The organism is Negativicoccus succinicivorans (assembly GCF_018372215.1).
Lineage (GTDB): Bacteria > Bacillota > Negativicutes > Veillonellales > Negativicoccaceae > Negativicoccus.
In genome coordinates, this window is the sequence record NZ_JAHAJN010000009.1 from 33,090 (window position 1) to 57,148 (window position 24,059).

Below are 24,059 nucleotides of genomic sequence, written 5' to 3' on the forward strand. Positions count from 1 at the left end.
AGGCCGCATTTTGCGGCCTTCTTTTACTAAGGAGGCAATATGCCGGTATTACAAGTGACGGATCTTGATGTGGCGGGCAAAAAAGTTTACGTGCGTGTAGACTTTAACGTACCGCTCGCTGATGACGGCACAATTACGGATGCTACGCGCTTGCGCGCTGCGGTGCCGACCGTTCAATGGCTGCGCGAGCATGGTGCGGCCGTCATTTTGGCGGCGCATTTGGGACGCCCGAAAGGCAAAGCGGTAGCGGCGCTTTCGCTGCAAGCGGTAGTGGCGCATTTGTCTGAGCTTTTGGGGACCCCGGTGCAATTTGCCGCGGACTGCGTGGGCGAAGAAGCCAAGCAAAAAGCGGCGCAACTTGCCGCGGGCGAAGTGTTGCTGCTCGAAAATGTACGCTTTCATGCAGAAGAAACGAAAAATGATCCGGACTTTGCCAAACAATTGGCGGAGCTGGCGGATCTCGCGGTCAATGACGCTTTCGGCGTATCGCATCGGGCGCACGCGTCCGTGGTCGGCGTGAGCGAATATTTGCCGATGGCGGCGGGCTTACTGCTCCACGAAGAAATCGAACACCTCGACAAAGCGGCCAAGAATCCGAAACGTCCGTTCGTGGCGATTATCGGCGGCGCGAAAGTGTCGGATAAAATTGGCGTGATTCAACGTTTTGTGGAATTGGCGGATACCGTCATTATCGGCGGCGGCATGGCCAATACATTCCTGTTGGCGCAAGGATACGAAATCGGCACGTCACTCGTTGAAAAAGATAAACTCGATGTGGCGCAGGCGGTTATCAAAGCGGCGGCGCAACATCAAACCAAACTGCTGTTGCCGACGGACGTGGTAGTCGCTCCGGAATTTTCCGCGGCGGCGACTCCGACGATCGTGCCGGTCGCGGATGTACCCGGCGATCAGATGATTTTGGATGCGGGACCGGACACGGTGGCGGCGTATGAAGCGGCGATTCGTGATGCGGCGACTATCGTTTGGAACGGTCCGCTGGGCGTGTTTGAGTTCCCGGCCTTTGCCAAAGGAACGCAGGCGCTTGCCCGCGCGGTCGCGCAAAGCAACGCCTATTCGATCGTCGGCGGCGGCGACAGTGTAGCAGCTGTCAACCAAAGCGGCGTGGCGGATCAAATTTCTCATATTTCGACCGGTGGCGGCGCTTCCTTGGAATACTTGGAAGGTAAACCTCTGCCGGGTATTGCCTGCCTCGCGCAGAAAAAGGAGGGCATCGATGCGTAAACCTATTATTGCGGGAAACTGGAAAATGAATACGGATCTGTCCCGGGCTTGTGAACTTACGGAGGAACTCGTCGGCAAAGAACTTGCGACACGGGCGGAAGTCATTTTGTGCCCGCCGTTTATTTCGCTGGCCGCGGTCGGCGAACGAATTGCGGACACCCCGCTTAAACTCGGCGCGCAAAACATGTACTGGGAAGAATCGGGAGCGTTTACCGGTGAAATATCCCCGACCATGTTGACATCGGTCGGCTGTGAATATGTCATTTTGGGCCATTCGGAACGTCGTCAACTGTTCAGTGAGACGGATCCCCGCGTCAATAAAAAAGCGAAAGCGGCGCTCGATCACGGCTTAACGCCGATTATTTGCGTCGGTGAAACGCTTCGGCATCGGGAAGAGGACGAATGGCGCGGTCATATTGAAAGCCAGGTCAAAGCGGCGTTGATTAATCTGTCCGCGGAGGAAGTGGCGACGCTTGTCATGGCGTACGAACCGATCTGGGCGATCGGCACGGGCAAAACGGCGACGGTTGAGCAGGCGAATGAAGTCTGCCGTCTTATTCGCGTCACGATTGAGACCATCGCCGGCCACGATGCGGCGGAAGCGGTGCGCATTCTTTACGGCGGCAGCGTCAAACCGGACAACATCAGCGCGCTGATGGCGGCGCCGCACATTGACGGGGCCTTGGTCGGCGGCGCATCCCTCAAGGCCGATGATTTCGCCGCGGTGGTTAATTATGAAAAATGAGGGAGTATCTTCCGACCGCGGACCGGTGATGCTGGTTATTATGGACGGATGGGGCATCGGTAAACCCGGCGATCCGTATGACGCGATTCAAACGTCGGGCATTACTCATTTTCCGCAGTGGTGGAAAGAATATCCGCACGCGACGCTCACCACTTCAGGTGAAAAAGTGGGATTGCCGGCGGGGCAAATCGGTAATTCCGAAGTCGGTCATTTAAATATCGGCGCAGGCCGGATCATCTTTCAGGATTTGACGCGGATTCATCGCGATATCGCCTCGGGCGAATTTTTCCGGAAACCGGTGCTTGTCGAACTGCTCGAAAAAGTCGCCGCAAGGGGAGGTGCGCTCCACCTTCTCGGCCTCGTTTCACCGGGCGGCGTGCACAGCCACGAAGAGCATTTGTTGGCGTGCGTCAAAGCGGCGCACGAGCATGGTATTAAAGAGGTGTACGTGCATGCGTTTTTAGACGGACGTGATGTGCCGCCGAAATGTGCGGGACCGTCGCTTGCGCATGTGGAAGAAGAAATGCAAAAAATCGGTTGCGGACGCATCGCCACATTGTGCGGCCGTTACTACGCGATGGATCGAGACAAACGGTATGAACGCACGCGTCTCGCGTATGATTTGGTGACCGCGGGCGTAGGAACGATCGCGCCGACGGCGGCGGAAGGTTTGCAGCGCGCGTACGAACGCGGCGAAACGGATGAATTCGTGTTGCCGACACGGATCGGTGAAGCGGTTACCATGCAGCCGAAAGATGGCGGCATTTTCATCAATTTCCGTCCCGATCGGGCGCGGCAATTGACGGCGGCGCTCGCCGAAACCGAATTCGCGGGTTTTGAGCGACCGCGGGTGCCGGCCTTGGAACTCATCACGATGACGCCGTACGAAGCGTCCTTCCATACACCCGTGATTTATCGCAAGGAGCAGCCGCAAAATACTTTTGGCGAATTGGTGAGCAAAGCGGGCTTACGCCAGTTGCGCATCGCCGAAACGGAAAAATACGCGCATGTGACGTATTTCTTCAACGGCGGTCGCGAAGAACCGTTTCCGGGCGAAGATCGTATTTTAGTGCCGTCGCCGAAAGTGGCGACATATGATCTGCAGCCGGAAATGAGCGCGTATATCGTGACGGAAAAATTACTGGAAGCATTGCGCGCGCGTACGTACGATGCGATCATTTTGAATTTCGCCAATGCGGATATGGTCGGTCATACCGGCGTGCTGGCGGCGGCGCAGGTAGCCGTACGCACCGTGGACAAATGTGTGGCGGCGCTCTGGGAAGAAGTGAAATCGCAGGGCGGTGAAATGCTGATTACCGCTGACCACGGGAACGCGGAACGCATGTGGGACGAGGCTACGCAAGGCCCGAACACCGCGCATACGACGAACCCCGTACCGCTCGTATTGCTGAGCGAAAAGAATAAAAATAAAGCGCTCCATGACGGCATCTTGGCCGACTTGGCGCCGACGCTTTTAACATTAATGGGAATATCCGTGCCAGCCGAAATGACAGGCCGGTCACTATTGGACTAGGAGGACCTATGATGATTGTAGATATTCACGGCAGAGAAATTTTGGATTCGCGCGGCAATCCGACAGTGGAAGTGGATGTATTGCTCGATGACGGTACCCGCGGGCGCGCGTCCGTTCCGTCCGGCGCGTCTACCGGCGTGTTTGAAGCGCTGGAATTGCGCGATGGCGATAAGAGCCGTTACCAAGGCAAAGGCGTGCAAAAAGCGGTCGAACATGTTAATGAACGCATCGTGCCGGAATTAATCGGCTTGCCGGTGACCGAACAGGTTTTGATTGATTCGATCATGTGCGGTTTAGACGGTACGGATAATAAAAGCGAACTCGGCGCGAACGCGACCCTGGGCGTTTCCATGGCGGTGGCCCGCGCGGGCGCGGCGGCTTGCCATTTGCCGCTCTACCGTTATCTCGGCGGCATCAACGCCTGCGAAATGCCCGTACCGATGATGAATATTTTGAACGGCGGCATGCACGCGGATAACAACGTCGATATTCAGGAATTCATGATTATGCCGGTCGGCGCGGAATCTTTCGCCGAAGGCTTGCGCATGGGCGCCGATATTTACCATACGTTGAAAGTCGTTCTGAAAGAACAGGGACTCGTTACCGCGGTCGGGGATGAGGGCGGCTTCGCGCCGAATCTGGCGTCGAACGAAGCGGCGATCCAGCTGATTTTGACCGCTGTCGAACGCGCCGGCTTCCGCCCGGGCGAAGATATCGTGCTCGCGCTCGACGCAGCCGCTTCGGAATTTTACAAAGACGGCGTTTACGATTTCGTCGGCGAAGGCGTGAAACGTTCCGCCGAAGAACTCGTTGAATACTACGCGGACCTCGTTCGCCAATACCCGATCGTATCGATCGAAGACGGCATGGACCAGGAGGATTACGTCGGCTGGAAACATCTCACGCAGAAACTGGGCCAAAAAATTCAGCTCGTCGGCGACGATCTTTTCGTCACCAACAGCGCTCGTTTGGAAAAAGGCATTCAGGAAGGCATCGCCAACTCGATCTTGATCAAAGTCAATCAGATCGGTACGCTTACGGAAACCATGGAATGCATCCAAATGGCCAAACGCGCCGCATACACGACGGTGATTTCGCACCGTTCGGGTGAAACGGACGATTCGTTGATTGCCGATCTCGCCGTCGCGGTCAACGCCGGCCAAATCAAAACCGGCGCGCCCGCGCGGATTGATCGCGTCGCGAAGTATAACCAACTGTTGCGCATTGAAGAAGAACTGGAAGGCTTGTCGCTTTATGGCGGTCAAGATATCTTCGCGCACTTGAAAAAATAAATTATTATAAAAAAAGAACTGCCGTTGCGGCAGTTCTTTTTTTTTTGGCTCGGCGAGCGTCAGATTGTGAAATTGTAAAAAGTTTTGCGCCACTTTGGTGAGCGGTCGGTCTCGCACGATGACGATGCTTTTTTGCACATAGAGATCGGGCACATCCAGCGCCGTATAGTAGACTTCATTCGAAAAGTTTTCCGCTTCCTGTTCGGGCACGATCGCGCAGGCGCGATTTCCAAAGTCGTGCCGATGGTAAGCCACGTCGATCACACGGAGCACGACAGCCAGATCTTCATCACCGAGCAGGGCGTAGCCGATACCCGAGGCATGGGACCGATTGAACGGGCGCGCGAAATTATCACGCACTGCGAGCATCCGGCTTACCGACCCTTGTTGGAAGCATATGTTGAACACGCATTGGCCGGCGGCGGTCACGGGCCGGTGGATCTCGCGCACGCGTTTACGCTGGCGTTGCGTTTCCATGTCCATACCGCCGGCTCCGTATTGACCGCGCAGCAGGATGACGACAATATCATCCGCGTTGCCTGGCAGGCCATGTCCGCCATTTTGGTCGGTACGCAATCGCTCGCTTTGTGCGCTAAAGACGAAGCGGAATCGATTCCGACGCGCGCGTCGGCAACGCTTGCGCTGCGTACACAGCAGCTGCTCGCTTTTGAAAGCGGCATTGCCGATACCATCGATCCGCTGGGCGGCTCGTACTATGTGGAAACCTTGACGGACCAAATTGAACGCGAAGCTCGCGAATACATTCATAAGATCGATGAAATGGGCGGCGCGGTCGCGGCGATTGAACAGGGTTACATGCAGCAGGAAATGGCAACCCACGCATTTGAATATGAGCAGGAAATTGAAAGCGGCAAACGCACTGTCATTGGCGTTAATAAATATGTCATAGAAGATGAAGAACATCACACGCAACTGTTGCAAGTCGATCCGGCCGTCGGCGATCGGCAAATGGCCAAACTGAAAAAATTGAAAGAAACCCGCGACAACGCCGCTGTCGAAAAAGCGCTCGCCAATGTTCGTAAAGTCGCGCGCAGCGAAGAAAATATTATGCCGTGTCTGATTGAAGCGGTTAAAACGTATGCGACGCTCGGTGAAATCTGTGGCGTTTTGCGCGAAGAATTCGGTGAATATCATCAGGATCATCCGGCATTTTAAGGAGGGATCCGTATGGACTTGACCAAACAGCTTGCAGGCTATGCGGCCAGGTTACAATATAAAGACTTGGCGGAAGAGACTGTGCAGAATGCGAAAAAATGCATCTTAGACTGGGCGGGCGTTTGCATTCGCGGCTCGCAGGAAACGCCGATTCAAATTTTACTCTCGATCTTGGGGCAAAATACCGGCGCGGATCAGGCGACGGTGCTGACTTCTCCGTTGTTGCGCACCGCCGCCTGGGACGCGGCCCTCTTAAACGGAGCGGCCTCACACTCGCTCGACTTCGGCGATCTGCATAACGCCTCCATTATTCACTTGGCGACGGTCGTCGTGCCGCCTGCGTTGGCGGTGACGGAAGCCGAGCACAAAAGCGGTCGGGATCTCATTACCGCGGTAGTGGCGGGCTACGAAGTCGGCGCCCGCGTCGGGGAAACGATCATTCCGGAATCGTACCATTTCTGGCATACGACGGGCACCGCGGGAATTTTCGGCGCGGCGGCCGCGGCCGGCCGTGCGCTCGGCTTGAATGACCGACAAATGTTGTATAACCTCGGCACCGCCGGCACGCAGGCGGCGGGACTTTGGGAGTTTGTGGCGGAAGCCGCGATGAGCAAACCGATTCACGCGGGCAAAGCCTCTTACGCGGGCGTTTTATCCGCCTACATTTCCGCCCGCGGTTTTACCGGCGCCACGCATATTTTGGAAGGCGAAAAGGGATTTTGCAGAGCGCTTTCCCCCGATCCGCATTGGAGTAAATTGACCGACGGCCTCGGCAACGGCACATTCAAAATTGACGAGAATTCGTTCAAACCGTATGCCTGCTGTAAGCACGCGCACGCCGCTGTTTTCGCGGGCATTAGCTTGCGCGAGGAATGCGATTTGGCAGAGATGAGGGAAATTACCGTGGAAGTCAATGATATTACGGACAGCTTGATCAATAATGCGACGCCGCAAACACCGTACGGTTGCAAATTCAGTATTCAATACTGCCTGGCTTGCGCGTTAGTTTACGGTGAAGTGGGCATCGAACATTTCACGCCGCAAGGGATCGAAGATACCGCCATTCGCGACGTGATGAAAAAAATCAAAGTGGAACGTTCGGCGGAAATCGAACAAATCAAAGCGGACGATCCGACTAAGCTGGCATCCCGTGTACGCATTGTCAAAAAGAACGGGGAGACGCTGGCAAAGCTCGTTGAATATCCGAAAGGCGACCCCGCCAATACCATGACCATCGAAGAAATTCGCGCGAAATATGACGGTCTCGCCGTTCCGATTATCGGCGCGAAAGCCGCCGCTGAAATCGCGGAACTTATTTTGCATCTCGATACGGAAAATGACCCCGGTGAGGTGTTGCAAAAAATTGCGTTAAGCACGAAGTAAAAGAAAAGTGGGCAGGTTAGAAAAAAACTATATCGAAAAAATTAGTAGTCAATTTGCCGTTTTCAGGTTATAATGTAGATGTGACACTTACTATTCGCAGTAGTTGTGAAAGGAGCTAACCATAATGGCATTTACATTACCTGAATTACCTTACGCATATGATGCACTTGAACCGGTGATTGACAAGGAAACGATGCAGTTCCATCATGATAAGCATCATGATACGTATGTGAACAACTTGAATAAAGCGTTGGAAAAAGCACCCGAATGGGCGGCGAAAGATATCGAAGAGATTGTCGCCGACTGGGAAAAAGCGCCCGAAGCAGTTCGTCAGGCTATCCGCAACAACGGCGGCGGTCACTATAACCACAGCCTTTTCTGGCAGATGATGGCCCCGGTCAAAGACAGCAAACTGGAAGGCGCGATCCAAGAACAGATCGAAAAAGATTTCGGTTCGTTCGACGCGTTCAAAAAAGAATTCGGAGCCGCGGCGACCGGACGTTTCGGCAGCGGTTGGGCATGGCTGGTTTGGAACGGAGAGAAACTCGCGGTAGTGTCCACACCGAACCAGGATAACCCGTTGGCTGACGGACAGAAACCTTTGCTCGGCATCGACGTTTGGGAACACGCGTACTATCTGAAATACCAAAACAAACGCGCGGATTATGTCGATAACTTCTTCAAAGTAATCAACTGGAAATTTGTGAACGAATTATTCGCCGCTGCGAAAAAATAAGTCACGCTGAAAAGCATGCCGCAAGGCATGCTTTTTTTGTGCGGGGACTTGCTCGAATAAACGAGAATGAGTATAATGAAGAAGAAACGAAAATATTCGATATAAATAAAACTTATCAGGGAGGTTTTATGATGTACGACGTATTAATTATCGGCGGCGGTCCGGCTGGTTTGAACGCAGCGATGTATGCGGCGCGTAAAGAATTGAAAGTCGGCGTGATCGCGGAACTGATCGGCGGTCAGATGACGCTCACCAAAGACATCGACAACTACCTCGGCTTTCCGGACATCGAGGCGTATGAGCTGATTCAAAAAATGACGGATCACGCGAAAAAATATCCGATTGATTGGATCACGGGGCGCGTGGATCAATTAACGCGCGATGAAGACGGGAATTACAGCGCCGTTACTTCCGATGGCGAAACCTATCGCGGCCAATCCGCTATTATCGCCACGGGACAACGCAGCCGCACGCTCGGCATTCCGGGCGAAGAGGCCTTGACCGCGCGCGGCGTAAGCTATTGCGCGACCTGTGACGGTCCTTTTTATCGCAACAAACGAGTCGCGATTGTCGGCGGCGGGGACAGCGCCGTCGAGGCGGCGATTGAAATGGCGCGGATCGCTTCCGAAGTGCATATTTTGATTCGCAGTCGGTTGCGCGCGACAGAGCTTTTAATTTCCAAAATGCAGGCTACGGGCAAGGTCAAAGAATGGCATCACTACATTCCCTTGGAGGTTATCGGCGATAAAAAAGTATCCGCGCTGAAGTTGAAAAATACGGATACCGACGAAGTTGCGGAATTGCCGCTGGACGGTGTCTTTGTCGAAATCGGCGGCGAACCGAACACCGGTTTCGTGCCGCAGGAGTTGGCATTAAGCGACAATCGCGAAGTGAAAGTGGAACGTGACACGTCGACCAACTTACCGGGGCTTTTTGCCGCCGGCGACAACACGGATTATCCGCATCGCCAAGTCGTGATCGCGGCCGCTGACGGGGCGAAAGCCGCGTTGGCAGCGCACGATTACCTGCTGCATAAGGCGTAAGATGCGCGTTACGAAGGCGATTCGCGAAGAGCAGTTGGCGATTTTGGAAGCGACGTATAAAGATCGTAAGACGGCGCTTCATTACAACTCGCCCTTTGAGCTGTTGGTCGCTGTCGTTTTATCCGCGCAGTGCACCGACGAGCGTGTGAATAGAATTACCGCGCGGATTTTTCCGCGGCTCAATACGCCGGCGAAGATGGGACAACTCACACAGGCGGAACTGGAAGAAGAAATTCGCGATTGCGGTCTCTTTCGTAGCAAGGCGCAACATTTATTAGCTACTTGCACGCGACTTTTGGAAGAGTATCACGGGGAAGTTCCGCGGACAAAAAAAGAGCTCATGACGTTGCCGGGGGTCGGACAAAAAACGGCGAATGTGCTGGTGAGTATTCTCTATGACGAGCCGGCGATTGCCGTTGACACGCATGTTTTTCGCGTCGCCAATCGGTTAGGATTGGGGCGGGGCAAAGACGTCACCGCCGTCGAACGCAAACTGGAGCGCAATATACCTCGCGAAAAATGGTCGCAAGCGCACCATTGGCTCATTTGGCACGGACGGCTTGTCTGTAAAGCGCGTCGGCCGTTATGCGCAAGTTGTCCGCTGCGCCATGTTTGCCCGATCGGTGTTCGACAAGAATCTGCCGATTCGGTATAATAACGAATAAGGGGGGATGATGCATGAATTGGTCGTATGTAGAGCCGGGCTTTATCACGGAAAAAGTGTTGGCGGGTCGACCTGTTCTCCTGACAGTGGAACCGTTTGCCGAAACGGAGGCGGACGCTGCGCAGGCGTATGCGGACGAGATTTGGAATTGGCTGGTGGCCAATCGTTCGCATATCGATGACATTGCTCCCGCGATTGTGAGTCTTAAAAATGCGCATTGGCTGGAAGTGAACGAAGCGCCGGCGACCGTAGAAGAAATATTGCCGCAACTCCAAAACGTCGCGGCCGTGTATGCGCAACAGAATGAGGGCGTTTTGATTTACTATGATGTCGGTGAAATGTTTGCCGGCAACTCGGTCGTCATCATGCTGTCGCCGGAACTGGAATTCCGCGGCATTCAGATTATGTGATTTACGCATTGTAAAAGGCCTTCGGGCCTTTTTTGCGTTTTGACAGCCTGCCGGCACTTTCGTACAATAGTAATCATCAACGGCAGTCGAGAAAGTGAGGATATTATGCAACGGCAGGAACGGGTGGAGTGTTTTCGCGCACTGGGCATCGCGGAATCGCAGATATATGTGGCTTTTGTTTGACGGCGTTCGTGATCGAGAGCAACTGCCGACGGGCGCGTGGTACCTTTACGGAGCCGATGATGAAAAACTGTATTGGATCGGTCATCCGGATCCTACGCAGAAAAAACGTTACGGCATGGCGCGTTTCAGTGACGGGCGATGGGAAAAAGAAATTCGTTCACCGGCAACGTGGCAAGCGGATCAAGCGGAAACCGCATTGCAACAGTATGCCGACCTTTTGCCGACGCGACCGATACCTGACGGGGGCGTCACTTTGGCGGCGGCGCTCAACGACGGACCGTGGCCGCTGACGGCTCGGGAAGAATCGATGTCGGGTGAAGCTGTGGGACCGCTCGCTTCGGGGGATATTGTCATCGCCGCTACGAAAGACCTGTACCGCGTCGGGATCATCACTGAGAAAAATGCCGGCAAATATTTGTCGGGACACGCTTTTGTCATGCGCCCGCGTCGCATGGAACACGCCGCGTGGTTGTGGATGACGCTTCAAACCGATTGGGTAAGGGAACAACTCATGTCCCTTTTGGCCGGAGATTTCCGTTATTTAACGCCGGCGCTCTTGGGACAACTGCCGTTGGGGAACGCGACCGCGGACGCGATCCATACGGCGCAAGCATGGTTGGCGCGGCAAAATGAATGGGAAGAGGTGCAAACGCGATGGGAAGAATGCATGCATACGTTTTAGCAGTTGTTTTGTTACTTGGGATCGGACCGCAGGCATGGGCCCATGACGCGGTGATGCTTTCGCCTTTTCCCGCGGATGAAGTTTCCATCGTGGCGCCGAACTCGCGCAGCGCGGAAATGATGAGCAAAGCGGGAGTCAACAGCAATGAGGTGTTGCTGGCGGCCTACGCGTCATTGGCGGCGTACCAATCGGAGTGGAGCGGTTTGCCCGTTTCCACGTTGCAAAAAACCGGTTGGCAAGTCATCCCCGGTGACACAGGACAGGAACGTTTCATTATTGCTTCGCAAGAGATTAAAGGTCATCCCTACTACGTAGTGGCCATTTCCGGAACGGAGCGAAAAGTCGATCTCAAGGCCAATCTGCGCGATGACATGGTCACGATTCCGCAATATCCTGAGATTTCCGTGCATCAGGGGTATTGGGAGGCCGCGCAACGTTTGTCGGAGATGCCGCAAATCAGGGAAGCCGTGGCGAGCACGAACGACGGCGGTCGCGTTATTTTCACCGGGCACAGTCTCGGCGGCGGAGTGGCCACTTTGATCGGTTTGCAAAAAGTAAGCGAGGACGCTGGAAATCTCGCGCAAATGCGGGTCATTACGTTTGCCGCGCCGGATTTTGTCAACTCTTTCGGCAGCCGCGCGATCGGTCAGTATCCGGCGGTCAATTTTCGCATGGAAGCGGATTTGATTCCGCGTCTGTTTCGTTTGGTGAATTATCGCTATCGCAGCAATCCCAACTCGATCACTTGGAGTTTGCATACGCCGTCGCAAGGCATACCGCACACGATGATCGGTTTCTTGGACGAGGCGTTTTACCAGGCGGCGTGGACCTTTTCCGCGAACCTGCCGACATCGGGACCGGTCGATATCTATGTAGCCGCGCCCGCGTTGACAACGGACATGGGACTTGCGCCGCGCATCATCCAAGCGTATCGCAATACCGCCATTTATGCGGCGGTCTTACCGGAAACGCAACGCATCGCGCGCGATTACCGAGAATTGGAACTGTCCGACGCATTGACGACGGCGCGCGCGCGAGGCGCCAAATATTTACTGTGGTTGCCGCTTTCTATTTATCCCGAACGGGAAAGCACCAATCGCAATTATGGTATGGCGCTCACTGAGCAGTGGTGGGACGTCGATAAAGAAGAACTGCTCACGTGGGAAAGCGTAGCGTTTCGTTCGGGCGGATACACGATTTTCGCTAAGTTAGCGGATTATTTGGTAGGGAAAGAGCAAATTCCTGCCGAGAGCGATTTCCTGTCGCGAAACTAAAGGCTTTATATGGCGCGGCATTGGCGGCTTTTATCCGAAGCGCTCGCGAAATCGGACATGACGGGCGCGCAAATGATGAGGCCGAGAGAAAACGCCATGGGATACAGAAAAAGAGGGAAGATCGGAAACGTCTTCTCTCTTTTGTGATTAGCGGCATGTTATTTGTCATGAAAAAGCATCGAGAGATACCGGTCACGGTTTTCCGCTTGCCGCAACGCGCGGCGGCGTCGGGGCGCTGAAGAAGTCAAAAAATATATGTTATAATATAATTTATTAATTATGATTGATGCGTAAGCGTGTCGCGGGGAGAGATTATGAGCACTGAAATACCGGCGCATCCTGCGATTTGGTCCCGGTTGCAAACGGAGCGGCAAACGGGCAGACTGCCGCACGCGTTGCTGTTCGTCGGCGCGGCGGGACTGGGCAAAGCGGCGACCGCGTGGCAATTGGCGACGCGGATATTGGGACGCGAACTGCGCGTGACGCCGGCGGATGAATTACCGAAAGACACTTTTTATCTCGCGGATGAAGCCGATTTCTTTCGCGTTTCCCCGCAGGGAAGCGAAATTAAAATCAGCCAGATTCGCGCGGTGGAAAAGGCGCTCAGCCGCACTCATACGGGAGCGCGCGTAGTGATTTTACAAGCCGTGGACCGTTTGAACGTCACGGCGGCGAATGCGCTTTTGAAAACTTTGGAAGAGCCGCCGGAAAACACGTATTTTATTTTGCTTGCCCAAAGTGATGCCGGACTTTTACCGACCATTCGGTCGCGCGTTGTTCGCTACGCTTTTACCGCGTACGATGCGCGGACATTCACGGCGTGGCTCGCGACGAAGCAACGTTCCGCAAAAGAGGCGGAAATGCTTTTCGCCGTCTCGGAAGGGAATCCGGGTCTGGCCGTCGCGCTGTTGCAGGGCGATTTGAAAGCAAGCGCCGATGCGGCGCTCACGTTTTTTGAAACTCGCGGCGCAAGCGCTACGCCGTACCTCGATTTGAGCGCGTTATGGCAAGCGCACGAGCGCGCGGAATTGAGCATATACATTCATTGGTTGGAATGGGTCGCGCATGATTTGGCGATCCTCATTACAACGAATGATGCAACGCTTTTACGTTTACCTTTTGCCGAAAATCGGTTGCGAAAAATAGCCGCCGATTGGGATGCGACAACGATTTTAGAGGTCACGCCGATCTTGCGCGAGGCATTGCGCGCCAACGAATTATATATGGCGACCAAGCTGATCGGTGATATGGTGATTTTGGAACTGAATACATTGGCAGAAAGGAGCCGCCATGCCAACCGTAGTAGGAGTACGTTTTAAGCAGGCCGGCAAAATCTATTATTTTGATCCGCAGAAACTGAATGTAGTTCCCGATGACGAAATTATTGTGGAAACGGCCTGGGGAAAAGAATATGGACGCATTGTCATCGGTCCGCGCAACGTGCGGGAGGAAGAGATCGCCGCGCCGTTGAAACCGGTACTGCGTTTAGCGACCCCGCAGGATTTGAAGCAGGTACAACAAAATAAAGAACGGCAGGCGCGTGCGTTTGTCATCTGCAAAGAGAAAATCAAGCGTCACGGTTTGCCGATGAAGCTGATTAATGTCGAATACGCGTTCGATATGAATAAAATCGTTTTCTTTTTCACCGCTGACGGGCGCGTCGATTTCCGTGAATTGGTACGCGACTTGGCGTCCGTTTTCCATACGCGCATCGAGCTGCGGCAAGTCGGCGTGCGCGACGAGGCGAAAGAGCTGAACGGCATCGGACCTTGCGGTCGGGAATATTGCTGCGCGGCATGGCTCGAAGAATTTTCTTCGGTGTCCATTCGCATGGCGAAAAATCAAGGACTCTCGCTCAATCCGACGAAAGTGTCCGGCGCGTGCGGCCGCCTGATGTGCTGTTTGCGTTACGAAAACGACATGTATAAAAAAGGCGGCGAACTGTGCAAGACCTGCAGCTGCCCGCATAAGAAACAAAAGCAGCCGGCGGCACCGCGCGTCGGTAAGAATGTCGACACGCCGGAAGGCCGCGGGAAAGTGCAGCGGGTCAACGCGAACAAACGCACGGTCAGCGTGCAGATGGAGAATCAGCGTCGGACCGAGTGGAGTTGGGACGAGGTGCGAGAGGTTCGTGGCTAGCACCGACTTCATACTGCGCCCGGGCGAACGGCTGGACGATTTGATTCGTGACGACATGAAGATTATCCAACGTTCGGATGAATTTTGTTTTTCGCTGGACTCGGTTCTTTTGGCGCAATTCGCGAGCCTCAAAAAGGCCGATCGCGTTTGGGATCTGGGCACGGGCACGGGGGTGCTCGCGCTCTTGCTCACGAGCCGCGGCGCAAGGGACATTACCGCGGTGGAGTTAAATCCGGTGCTGGCGGATATCGCCTGCCGCAATGTCGTGGGGAACGGCCGCGCGGCGCAAATTAAAGTGCGCGAAGCGGATTATCGCCGCCATCGGGAATTATTTCCCGCCAACAGCGCCGATCTCGTCATTTGCAATCCGCCGTATCGCGCGCTCGGTGGCGGCGATCGCTCGCAATTGACGGGGGTTGCCGCGGCGCGACATGAAACGACGGCTACGAAACAGGATGTCATCGCGGCAGCCGCGTACTTACTGCGTTACGGCGGGCGGTTCGCGCTCGTGCAGCGCGCCGATCGAACGGCGGAATGGTGCGCGGCCTTGGAAGCGGCGAAACTTGCCGTTAAACGCTTGCAGTTTGTGCACAGTCGGCAGGGTTTGCCGGCGAAGTTGGTGCTGCTGGAAGCGCGCATGAACGGCCGCGCCGACTGTACCGTTTTGCCGCCGCTTTTTGTGCATGATGATCACGGCGACTATACGCCGGATATTTTACGTTTATACGGAAAGGAAGTTGCCGATTGAAAGGTACATTATATTTAGTGCCGACACCTATCGGCAACTTGCAGGATATGACGTATCGCGCCGTCGCGACGTTGCGGGACGTGGCGTTGATCGCGTGCGAAGACACCCGTCATACCCGACTTTTATGCCGCCATTATGAAATCACGACGCCGCTTTTTTCTTACCATGAGCACAATAAAGACACCGCCGGTCCGAAACTGATCGAACGTTTGTTGGCGGGCGAAGACATCGCGCAGGTGAGTGACGCCGGCATGCCGGCGATCGCCGATCCCGGGAGCGACTTGGTGGAGCGGGCGGTGGCGGCCGGTATTACGATCGTGCCGCTGCCCGGCGCGAATGCCGCGTTGACGGCGTTGATCGCCTCCGGCTTAGATACGAAAACGTTTCGCTTCATCGGCTTTTTGCCGCGCACGAAAGCGAAACGCGAGGCGTTGTTGGCGACGCTTACGGATGAACCCGCCACGTTGCTCTTTTATGAAGCGCCGCATCGGTTGGGAGAAACGCTCGCCGTTTTGCAAGCGACGCTGGGCGATCGTCCGGCGGTCATCGCGCGCGAACTTACGAAAAAATTTGAAACCTTTTATCGCGGGTCGCTGGCGCAACTCAGGGAGCACGCGGATATGAAAGCGCCGCGCGGCGAATTCGTTATCATGATCGCCGGTGCGGAGCCTGCGGAAAAAGAAGCGCCGGCGAAAGAATCCTGGCCCCGTGCGGTTGCCGAATTGGTGGCGCAAGGTATAAAATACAGCGTGGCGTGTAAAATCGTCGCGGAGCAGGCGGGCGTTTCCCGCCGTGAAGTATATTCTCATTGTTTATCTTTACAGAAAGAGGCTCATTAATGGAACAAGCCCATAAGAAACCGACTTTTTATATAACGACGCCGATTTACTATCCGAGCGCGCAATTGCATATCGGTCACACCTACTGCACAACGCTCGCCGACGTCTTGGCGCGGTACCACCGTTTGAAAGGCGAGGATGTGTTTTTCCTGACGGGTTCGGATGAACACGGTCAAAAAATTCAACGCAAAGCCGAAGAAGCGGGCGTCACGCCGCAAGCCTACGTCGATCATATCGTGGCCGGTTTCCAGAAGCTGTGGAAAAAACTGAATATTACCAATGATGATTTTGTCCGCACGACGGAACAACGCCATGCGGAAGTGGTGCAGGCGCTGTTCCAAAAAGCCTACGACAAAGGCGATATTTATAAATCGCAGTACGAAGGCTGGTATTGCACGCCCGATGAAACGTTTTGGCCGGAAAATAAATTAGGTCCGGATCATACCTGTCCCGATTGCGGCCGTCCTGTCGAACTCGTCAAGGAGGAAAGCTATTTCTTCCGAATGAGCAATTACGCGGATCGCTGGTTGCAATTCATTGAAGAAAATCCGGATTTCATTCAGCCGGCGTCGCGCCGCAATGAAATGATTGAATTCGTGAAAAGCGGTCTGGAAGATTTGAGCGTGTCGCGTTCGAGTTTCGATTGGGGCATTCCCGTACCCTTTGACCATAAGCATGTCGTTTACGTATGGTTTGACGCGCTCGTCAACTATTTGACCGGTATCGGCTACCTCGACGCGCCGGAAAAATTCGAGCATTATTGGCCGGCGGATCTGCACCTGGTCGGTAAAGAAATCGTGCGTTTCCACGCCATTATCTGGCCGATCATGCTGATGAGCCTCGGCCTGCCCTTGCCGAAAAAAGTGTACGGCCACGGCTGGCTGATCGTCGATGGTGTGAAGATGAGCAAAAGCATCGGCAACGTTGTCGATCCGATGCCGCTGTTGGACGAATTCGGAGCGGACGCGATTCGCTACTTCCTCACCACCGATATCTCGCTCGGTCAGGACGGCAATTTCAGTCGCGAACGTTTGATCAAAAAAACGAATTCGGATTTGGCGAATGATCTCGGCAACCTCTTGCACCGTACGCTGACAATGGTCGAAAAATATCGTGACGGCGTTGTCACGGCGACTGACGCGCCGCTTGGCGCCGTAGTCGCTGACGCCAACGCGGCGTTGACGAAACTGGCGCGGGAAACGGTCGCAAGCTATACGCGGGACATGGATAAGCTCGCGATGAATGACGCCTTTAAGGCGGTTTGGGTATATGTCCGCGCGTTAAATAAATACATTGACACGACAGAACCTTGGAAATTAAGCAAAGGAACGGCGCCGGCCGACTTGGACAGCGTTCTTTACCACCTTGTCGACGGTTTGCGCACGGTCGCCATTTTGGTAGCGCCGCTGATTCCGCAGGCGGCGGAAAACATGTGGGCGCAACTGGGCTTGACGGATTTCGCCGCGGCGCGTCTTGACGGAGCGGCGCCGGAAACCTATCCGAGCGGCACGACCGTGCATAAAACGCAACCCTTATTCCCGCGCCATGAATTAGACACTGTTACGGAGGAGAAGAAATTGACGGAAGAAACGAAACCGACGCAAGCGGCTGTGACGAAAGCGCAGACGGAAACTGCCGCCAAAGACGGCAAGCAAACGGCCGCGGAAGAAAAACCGCAGATCACGATTGACGATTTCGCGAAATTGGATTTGCGCGTCGCGGAAGTACTCGCTTGCGAAAAAGTGGAGAAAGCGGATAAATTACTGCATTTGACGGTGACCTTGGGCGATGAGGAACGCAGCATCGTGAGCGGCATCGCGCAGCATTATCAGCCGGAAGAATTGGTCGGCAAACATGTGATTGTGGTGACCAATTTGAAACCGGTCAAATTGCGCGGCGTATTGTCGCAAGGCATGATTTTAGCCGGTTCGAAAGACGGCGCGCTGCATGCTCCTTTCCTGCCGGATCTGCCGGCCGGGAGTCGGGTGAAATAAATGCTGTTCGATACGCATGCCCATCTTTACGATGAAAAATTTCAGTACGATCGCGAGGAAATGATCGCCGAAGTATTGAAAACGGTCGAGCATGTGGTCATTCCCGGCGAAGACAGGGAAACCGGCGCGCAAGCGTTGGCGCTGGCGGAAAAATACCCCGCGTTTTATTGCGCGGTAGGCGTGCATCCGCACTTGGCCGCGGCGATGACGGAAGAAGATTTCGCGCAAATCAAAACATGGGCGCAAACGGAGAAAAAAGTAGTCGCCATCGGTGAGATCGGTCTCGATTACTACTACGACAACAGCCCGCGGGATATTCAGCAGGAGGTTTTTCGCCGCTTTGTGAAATTGGGAATCGAGCTGGACTTGCCGATCATCATTCACGATCGCGACGCGCACGGCGACACCCTGCGGATTTTGCAGGAAGAGGCGCATCCTCGCCTGCGCGGCATTTTGCACTGCTACAGCGGCAGTTATGAAATGGCCGCCGAATTATTGAAATTGGGCTTTTACATTTCCTTTTCCGGTACCGTAGTGTTCCCGAAAAGCACGAAATTAAAAGATGTGGCGCGGCGTCTGCCGCTTGATCGTCTGTTGATCGAAACGGACAGTCCCTACCTCACGCCGCCGCCGTTCCGCGGTCGGCGCAACGATCCGACGCGCGTGTACTACGTCGCGGAAGAACTCGCCCGCTTGCACGACATGCCGGTCGAAAAAATGATCGAAACTACTTCCCGCAACGCGAAAACGATTTACCGCATCAACGATTAAAGAACCCATTCACGGGTTCTTTTTTTATTTGACGATTGTCGCGAATGCCGCTTTTTCAAAAATGCGATTATAAATGCTGGACTTTTTCCGCGCTTTCTTGTAAAATACTGTTCAACTATCTTTTGACAGATAGCGTATGGCAGCATAAGCAGGATGGCAGCATGAGTAGCAGAGTAGCAGGGAAGGATGAGAATGATGGAGAAAAACCGTCTCAAAAAAGTAGCGTGGGTAGGATTGGCAGGCATAGTATTGTGCGGCGCGCTCGCAGGATGTGGAGCGACCGTCGAACATAAACAAAGCGGTACACCGTATTCGGTCGGATTGGTGCAGATTGTGCAGCATCCGGCGCTCGATGAAGCGGCTCGCGGCATTGCTGACGGCATGACGCAGGCGGGGCTGAAAGAGGGCGCTGATTATACGCTGGAGAGCCAAAACGCTCAAGGCGATCAGTCTAACTTGGATACGATTGTGCGGCATTTTTTATTTAGCAAAAAACAATTGATTTACGCGGTGGCTACGCCGGCGGCGCAAGCGGTAGCGAACGCCACGCATGAAATACCGGTGGTGGCGACGGCGGTGACGGATTTCGCGGCGGCGGGACTTGTCAAAGACGAGTCGCGACCGCAAACGAATGTGACCGGCACCAGCGACCGCACCGATTTGAAAGCGCAATTGGATTTGATGCGGAAATTGACGCCGCAGGTTAAAACATTGGGCGTCATCTATAACGCGGGCGAGGTCAACTCCGAACTGCAAGTGAAAGCATTGGAGCCGGCGGCGCAAGCGCTGGGCATGACCGTGAAAAAATTTACGGTGGCGTCGGTGAACGACATCCCGCAGACCGCGTACCAAATGACGGGCGAAGTCGACGCGGTATACGTGCCGACGGATAATGTGGTGGCGTCCGCGTTACTGGCGTTGATCGCGGTGACGAACGAAAAGAACATACCCGTTTACGGCGCCGAGATCGCGCACGTGAAAAACGGCGCGTTGGCGTCGGTTTCCGTAGATTACTACAAGCTCGGCTTACGGGCGGGCATGATGGGCGCGCAGATCCTCAAAGGCGAAGCGAAACCGGAAACCATGCCGATTGAAACGCAAACGGAACTCGTTCCCGTGCTGAACCGCGCGCAGGCGGAATTATTGGGTATTACCGTGCCGACGGATATCGGTTTTACGGAAGTATAGGAACGCGGGAAGGAGAACGAAGTTGAGTTTACTCGTAGCCACTTTAGCGCAGGGATTGATTTGGTCGCTCCTGGCGCTCGGCGTATTTTTGACATTTCGGGTATTGGACATCGCCGACCTTTCCGTGGAGGGCACCTTTCCTCTCGGCGCGGCGGTCGCGGCGATGTGGATCGCGGGCGGCGGCTCTCCCTGGACGGCGCTGCTCTTGTCACTCGCGGCGGGCGCCGCGGCGGGCACGGTTACCGCGCTCTTGCATACGAAGCTGAAAATCCCCGCGCTCTTGGCCGGTATTTTAACGATGATCGCGCTTTACTCCGTGAATTTGCATATCATGGGGAAAGCGAATATTTCTTTATTGCGCGCGCGCACGGTGTTTACCGATTTAGCCGGCGGCTTCGCGCCGCCGATGTGGACGCCCTTTCTGGTCGGACTCTCGTTGGCCGTCGGTTTCGGCTTGCTGCTGTATTGGTTTTTCGGCACCGAACTCGGCACGGCGATTCGCGCGACGGGCAATAATCCGCGCATGATTCGCGCGCTCGGCGTCAATACGGACGGCATGATCGTGTTGGGCATGCTGTTGAGCAACGCGCTGGTCGCGCTCTGCGGCGCTTTCGTCGCGCAGAGTCAGGGATTCGCCGACGTCGGCATGGGCATCGGCACCATCGTGATCGGTCTGGCGGCCGTCATCATCGGCGAAGTGCTCTTCGGCCGGTCCAGTTTTAAAAACAGTCTTTGCTCCGTTGTTTTGGGTTCGATTATGTATCGCATCGTGATCGCGGTCGTCTTGTACATGGGCATGCCGCCGAACGATTTGAAACTGTTTACCGCTGTTTTGGTGGCGTTGGCGTTGGCCTTGCCGTTGGTGCAAAAACAATGGTCGGCCGGGAAGCGAGGTGCCTGATGCTTCATATGACGAACCTCAAAAAAACATTTTTCCCCGGCTCGGTCAATGCGAAAGTCGCGTTAGACGGCTGCGATTTGCATTTACAACCCGGCGACTTCTGCACGATGATCGGCGGCAACGGCGCGGGCAAATCGACGCTTTTGAACGCGATCGCCGGCGTGTTTCCTGTCGACGCCGGACGAATCGTCATTGACGGTCGCGATGTGACCGCCTGTTCGGAACACCGGCGCGCGCGCTACATCGGGCGCGTGTTTCAAGACCCGTTGCAAGGCACGGCGGGCGGCATGATGGTGGAAGAAAATTTAATACTCGCGGCGAAACGAGGCTTGCCGCTCTCTCTGCGTTGGGCGTTCAGCAACGACAAGCGGGAGCATTATCGCGAACTTTTGGCGACGCTGGGTCTGGGGTTGGAAGATCGTCTGTTCACGCGCATGGAGCTCTTATCGGGCGGACAACGCCAGGCCGTTACCTTATTGATGGCGACCTTGCAACGTCCGAAACTCTTGCTTTTGGACGAACCGACCGCCGCGTTGGATCCGAAAACGGCGGTGAAAGTATTGGCGCTCACCGATCGCATCGTGCGGGAGCATCAACTCACCACGCTGATGATCACCCACAATATGCGCGACGCCTTGCGCTTGGGCAATCGCCTGATCATGATGAATCAGGGACGCATTATTTGGGATGTGAAAGGTGAGGAGAAAGCGCGACTTACCGTCACCGACGTGTTGCAAAAATTTGAAGAAACCGCGGCGTCGTTCAGCGACAGCATGGTCTTGGCATAAAAAAGAGCGTCGATCGACGCTCTTTTTTTGCGGCGCATTTATTTTTCAACGACGGCCCCACGGCAAACTGCATGCGGCCGCGGCGTAGTGAAAAATATAACCCATATGCTATAATAAACGAGTATACACAGATAAGGAGGTGTCCTGTGGCAGGAATTAAAAACAAAGCCTGCATTCCCTCCACCAGTTGGAATCGTTTGCGCAAGCTCTACGGTAACGAAAGAATAGACTATTATAATTTACTCGAAGAAAGTTACCTCAGCGCTCGCGAAAACGGCACTCTCACGGAACGGAAGGATGAGGAAGTCGCGTACCTGCTGAATCGCCCCAGCGTCACCGGCAAGGCGGTCGCGGTTCGTTACATTCCCAACGCCGACTCATACCGCGCGAAAAATCCGCAGTGGATTTGGTATTTAAGCGAAGTCAATGAAACGGAAGCGGCGGCAGGCGATGGTAAAAAGGAACGGCGTAAACCTGCTCGCGCGAAAAACGGCAAATTCGCCAAAACATTGACGCCCACGACGCAACGGGGCATTCAAGTCCCGCCGGATAAACCGGCGAAGGTCAACCGCTCGTCGAAATCGTCGGCCAAGCAAAATAACGCTTCGCCGTCGACGGAAGATAACGGAGCGGCGAAGAAAATAGCGAACAACAATTCGGTGAAAACGGCGCATCGCATCGTCGACGCGTTGCCGCCGGAAATCGCGGGCGGCGCGCCCGGCGGTGAAGAGGTTGGCCCGAACGTCGCGTTGCGGCAATTCGCCTGGCTCGGCGCGGAAGTTGAGTTTTATAACGACTTATATAAGATGATGAAGAGCGAGCCATGGTATTTTTCGAACGACACTCACAATGCCAGCTTGGCGAGCTATATAAACTATACTTTCTATCGTTTGCAAACCGAGCAAAAAATCGTTTACTCCCTGGATAACCAATACGCCGCTTTTAACACCGGTCTTGTCGACAATCGGGATAACGAAATTTACGCCTTATTCGCGCGTGAACCCGGTTACCGCCAGGAATGGGTCTATCGCGCGTTCTGCATTCGCGGCACGGGCGACGGTAAAATCCTCAGCGAGAAATTCATCGAGTTTCCGGAAAAAGCCGATTACGCGCTCGATCCGCGCTTGCAACAGATCGGACGCGATACGGAGCTGGATGTCGATTTCCAACATATCGTGATCGCCAACGCGGGTCGTTTGCCCGAAGAAACCTTGATTGAAGAAAGCGACCGGGAGACCAAATCGCCGCTGAAAAATATCCTCGTGCAGCGTCGTCGCTTGCAAGAGCAGGGCGACCGCGAAGGCGTCGCGCAGCAAAACTATAAACTCGGCACGTTGGTAGCCGAGCATGAAGAATGGCAAAATCGCCTGCTCGATCGTTTGGAAGAGCATGTGAAAGTCGCGCGCGACCGCGTGGATCAAAACCCCGCCATCGCCATTCCCGTCTACTATCCCGGCAAAAACACGATGAGCGTCATCCTTCCCTTGTATCGTTTCCGTGATGATGACATCGCTTACGGCGCGTTGGTTGTAGGCATTACGCCGGCGGGAAATTATCAGGCGCACACGCTGTTGACTCCGAAAATGGCGTACGTTGACGCGCGTATCGTGCGACCGATCGACAGCCTTTGGCTGATGAAAGCCTATCTCGCCGCTAATGAAGAAAACTAAAACACATTTTAATTTAGTCCCTCGCTTTGCCCTGAGCGAGAGGCTTTTTCTTTCCGTGGGGCGGCGGATGCGGCTAAATATTAAAAAATGAGCGCAAAAATAGAAATTGACGTTGGTACTAGAATGAAATTAAAAGTTTCCAAAACAGCCCAAAACCATTGTAAAAAGATTGCTTTCACACTTTTTAAATGATACACTGCATATAAGTCAGCGATCCGACAGACGCTGCTGGCAGAGTCGAGGGTAGAGGAAACCAGGTCACTCGCACCGCGACACTCTGAAAACTTTCTGTCGAAATTTTGAACTCAAAGGAGAGTGTCAATTATGATGAATAAAAAATTGGCAACAGTATTGGCAGCTGCTTGCGTCCTCGGCGCAACGACAGCATTCGCGGCCCCGAATCCGTTCTCGGATGTAACTCCAAACGATTGGGCTTACCAGGCAGTATCCCAACTCGCCGCTGAAGGCGTAGTCGAAGGATACCCGGACGGAACATTCAAAGGCCAGCAGAACATCACCCGCTATGAAATGGCGCAGATGGTCGCTCGCGCGATGGTAAAACAGGATCAGTTGAACGCGGAACAACAGGCGCAATTGAACCGTTTGGCTGACGAATTCGCGAACGAACTGAACAGCCTCGGCGTACGCGTTTCCAAC

Annotated in this window: 23 protein-coding genes; all 23 read left to right on the forward strand. The window is 54.5% G+C overall.

The annotated features are described in order from the left end of the window. Window positions 1–39 precede the first annotated feature (39 nt). Window positions 40–1,242 carry a phosphoglycerate kinase gene (locus KIB08_RS05610; protein ID WP_303990647.1) on the forward strand — a complete coding sequence of 401 codons (1,203 nt, stop codon included), beginning with the start codon at window positions 40–42 and terminating at the stop codon, window positions 1,240–1,242. Continuing rightward, entirely contained in the window at window positions 1,235–1,987 is a 753-nt protein-coding gene (tpiA, locus tag KIB08_RS05615; protein ID WP_303990648.1) for a triose-phosphate isomerase, read from the forward strand. Before KIB08_RS05610 ends, tpiA begins: the two co-directional genes overlap by 8 nt. Beyond that, a complete protein-coding gene (gene gpmI, locus KIB08_RS05620; protein ID WP_303990650.1) occupies window positions 1,977–3,521 on the forward strand; it encodes a 2,3-bisphosphoglycerate-independent phosphoglycerate mutase in 1,545 nt (514 codons plus the stop codon). Before tpiA ends, gpmI begins: the two co-directional genes overlap by 11 nt. Before the next feature lie 8 nt (window positions 3,522–3,529). After that, window positions 3,530–4,813 (forward strand): phosphopyruvate hydratase, encoded by a 1,284-nt coding sequence (gene eno, locus KIB08_RS05625; RefSeq protein ID WP_303990652.1) that lies wholly within the window; start codon window positions 3,530–3,532, stop codon window positions 4,811–4,813. A gap of 132 nt (window positions 4,814–4,945) precedes the next feature. Beyond that, window positions 4,946–5,989: a methylmalonyl-CoA mutase family protein gene (locus tag KIB08_RS05635; RefSeq protein ID WP_438362040.1), complete on the forward strand. Its 1,044-nt coding sequence runs from the start codon at window positions 4,946–4,948 to the stop codon at window positions 5,987–5,989. A 12-nt stretch (window positions 5,990–6,001) separates the two neighbouring features. Then, window positions 6,002–7,372 carry an MmgE/PrpD family protein gene (locus tag KIB08_RS05640; RefSeq protein ID WP_303990654.1) on the forward strand — a complete coding sequence of 457 codons (1,371 nt, stop codon included), beginning with the start codon at window positions 6,002–6,004 and terminating at the stop codon, window positions 7,370–7,372. Window positions 7,373–7,493: 121 nt separating this feature from the next. Then, window positions 7,494–8,108 (forward strand): superoxide dismutase, encoded by a 615-nt coding sequence (locus KIB08_RS05645; protein WP_438362041.1) that lies wholly within the window; start codon window positions 7,494–7,496, stop codon window positions 8,106–8,108. A gap of 128 nt (window positions 8,109–8,236) precedes the next feature. Continuing rightward, window positions 8,237–9,151 (forward strand): NAD(P)/FAD-dependent oxidoreductase, encoded by a 915-nt coding sequence (locus tag KIB08_RS05650; RefSeq protein ID WP_303990657.1) that lies wholly within the window; start codon window positions 8,237–8,239, stop codon window positions 9,149–9,151. A 1-nt stretch (window position 9,152) separates the two neighbouring features. After that, a complete protein-coding gene (nth, locus tag KIB08_RS05655) occupies window positions 9,153–9,806 on the forward strand; it encodes an endonuclease III (protein WP_303990659.1) in 654 nt (217 codons plus the stop codon). Between the two features lie 23 nt (window positions 9,807–9,829). Beyond that, window positions 9,830–10,225: a hypothetical protein gene (locus KIB08_RS05660; RefSeq protein WP_303990661.1), complete on the forward strand. Its 396-nt coding sequence runs from the start codon at window positions 9,830–9,832 to the stop codon at window positions 10,223–10,225. A gap of 166 nt (window positions 10,226–10,391) precedes the next feature. Further along, window positions 10,392–11,090: a hypothetical protein gene (locus KIB08_RS05665; protein WP_303990663.1), complete on the forward strand. Its 699-nt coding sequence runs from the start codon at window positions 10,392–10,394 to the stop codon at window positions 11,088–11,090. Continuing rightward, the gene (locus KIB08_RS05670) at window positions 11,063–12,364 is read left to right on the forward strand and encodes a lipase family protein (protein ID WP_303990665.1); all 1,302 of its coding nucleotides are present in this window, start codon (window positions 11,063–11,065) and stop codon (window positions 12,362–12,364) included. The genes KIB08_RS05665 and KIB08_RS05670 overlap by 28 nt, the downstream gene beginning before the upstream one ends. A gap of 314 nt (window positions 12,365–12,678) precedes the next feature. Next, entirely contained in the window at window positions 12,679–13,683 is a 1,005-nt protein-coding gene (locus tag KIB08_RS05675; RefSeq protein WP_303990667.1) for a hypothetical protein, read from the forward strand. Beyond that, entirely contained in the window at window positions 13,655–14,503 is an 849-nt protein-coding gene (locus KIB08_RS05680; RefSeq protein ID WP_303990669.1) for a PSP1 domain-containing protein, read from the forward strand. The genes KIB08_RS05675 and KIB08_RS05680 overlap by 29 nt, the downstream gene beginning before the upstream one ends. Next, window positions 14,496–15,251, forward strand: coding sequence for a tRNA1(Val) (adenine(37)-N6)-methyltransferase (locus KIB08_RS05685; RefSeq protein ID WP_303990671.1), 756 nt, complete (start codon window positions 14,496–14,498; stop codon window positions 15,249–15,251). The genes KIB08_RS05680 and KIB08_RS05685 overlap by 8 nt, the downstream gene beginning before the upstream one ends. After that, complete coding sequence (gene rsmI / locus KIB08_RS05690; protein ID WP_303990672.1) at window positions 15,248–16,090, forward strand: 16S rRNA (cytidine(1402)-2'-O)-methyltransferase; 843 nt, start codon at window positions 15,248–15,250, stop codon at window positions 16,088–16,090. The genes KIB08_RS05685 and rsmI overlap by 4 nt, the downstream gene beginning before the upstream one ends. Beyond that, the gene (metG, locus tag KIB08_RS05695) at window positions 16,090–18,084 is read left to right on the forward strand and encodes a methionine--tRNA ligase (protein ID WP_303990675.1); all 1,995 of its coding nucleotides are present in this window, start codon (window positions 16,090–16,092) and stop codon (window positions 18,082–18,084) included. The genes rsmI and metG overlap by 1 nt, the downstream gene beginning before the upstream one ends. Then, entirely contained in the window at window positions 18,085–18,855 is a 771-nt protein-coding gene (locus KIB08_RS05700; RefSeq protein ID WP_303990677.1) for a TatD family hydrolase, read from the forward strand. It begins immediately after the preceding gene. Window positions 18,856–19,047: 192 nt separating this feature from the next. Beyond that, window positions 19,048–20,043, forward strand: a complete 996-nt coding sequence (locus tag KIB08_RS05705) for an ABC transporter substrate-binding protein (RefSeq protein ID WP_303990678.1) — start codon at window positions 19,048–19,050, stop codon at window positions 20,041–20,043. Window positions 20,044–20,065: 22 nt separating this feature from the next. Continuing rightward, window positions 20,066–20,944 (forward strand): ABC transporter permease, encoded by an 879-nt coding sequence (locus KIB08_RS05710; RefSeq protein WP_303990679.1) that lies wholly within the window; start codon window positions 20,066–20,068, stop codon window positions 20,942–20,944. Beyond that, a complete protein-coding gene (locus KIB08_RS05715) occupies window positions 20,944–21,732 on the forward strand; it encodes an ABC transporter ATP-binding protein (protein WP_303990681.1) in 789 nt (262 codons plus the stop codon). The genes KIB08_RS05710 and KIB08_RS05715 overlap by 1 nt, the downstream gene beginning before the upstream one ends. A gap of 146 nt (window positions 21,733–21,878) precedes the next feature. Then, a complete protein-coding gene (locus KIB08_RS05720; RefSeq protein WP_303990684.1) occupies window positions 21,879–23,402 on the forward strand; it encodes a DUF3825 domain-containing protein in 1,524 nt (507 codons plus the stop codon). Window positions 23,403–23,729: 327 nt separating this feature from the next. Continuing rightward, window positions 23,730–24,059: S-layer homology domain-containing protein (locus tag KIB08_RS05725; protein ID WP_303990696.1), on the forward strand; the 330-nt coding region annotated here is incomplete at its 3' end.

Bases quoted from the DNA above. Each gene is read 5' to 3' on its own strand.
- gpmI (WP_303990650.1), top strand. From the start codon at position 1,977: ATGAAAAATGAGGGAGTATCTTCCGACCGCGGACCGGTGATGCTGGTT.
- metG (WP_303990675.1), top strand. From the start codon at position 16,090: ATGGAACAAGCCCATAAGAAACCGACTTTTTATATAACGACGCCGATT.
- KIB08_RS05640 (WP_303990654.1), top strand. From the start codon at position 6,002: ATGGACTTGACCAAACAGCTTGCAGGCTATGCGGCCAGGTTACAATAT.
- KIB08_RS05675 (WP_303990667.1), top strand. From the start codon at position 12,679: ATGAGCACTGAAATACCGGCGCATCCTGCGATTTGGTCCCGGTTGCAA.
- KIB08_RS05680 (WP_303990669.1), top strand. From the start codon at position 13,655: ATGCCAACCGTAGTAGGAGTACGTTTTAAGCAGGCCGGCAAAATCTAT.
- KIB08_RS05715 (WP_303990681.1), top strand. From the start codon at position 20,944: ATGCTTCATATGACGAACCTCAAAAAAACATTTTTCCCCGGCTCGGTC.
- KIB08_RS05610 (WP_303990647.1), top strand. From the start codon at position 40: ATGCCGGTATTACAAGTGACGGATCTTGATGTGGCGGGCAAAAAAGTT.
- KIB08_RS05650 (WP_303990657.1), top strand. From the start codon at position 8,237: ATGATGTACGACGTATTAATTATCGGCGGCGGTCCGGCTGGTTTGAAC.
- KIB08_RS05670 (WP_303990665.1), top strand. From the start codon at position 11,063: ATGGGAAGAATGCATGCATACGTTTTAGCAGTTGTTTTGTTACTTGGG.
- KIB08_RS05700 (WP_303990677.1), top strand. From the start codon at position 18,085: ATGCTGTTCGATACGCATGCCCATCTTTACGATGAAAAATTTCAGTAC.
- eno (WP_303990652.1), top strand. From the start codon at position 3,530: ATGATGATTGTAGATATTCACGGCAGAGAAATTTTGGATTCGCGCGGC.
- nth (WP_303990659.1), top strand. From the start codon at position 9,153: ATGCGCGTTACGAAGGCGATTCGCGAAGAGCAGTTGGCGATTTTGGAA.
- KIB08_RS05665 (WP_303990663.1), top strand. From the start codon at position 10,392: ATGTGGCTTTTGTTTGACGGCGTTCGTGATCGAGAGCAACTGCCGACG.
- KIB08_RS05705 (WP_303990678.1), top strand. From the start codon at position 19,048: ATGATGGAGAAAAACCGTCTCAAAAAAGTAGCGTGGGTAGGATTGGCA.
- tpiA (WP_303990648.1), top strand. From the start codon at position 1,235: ATGCGTAAACCTATTATTGCGGGAAACTGGAAAATGAATACGGATCTG.
- KIB08_RS05660 (WP_303990661.1), top strand. From the start codon at position 9,830: ATGAATTGGTCGTATGTAGAGCCGGGCTTTATCACGGAAAAAGTGTTG.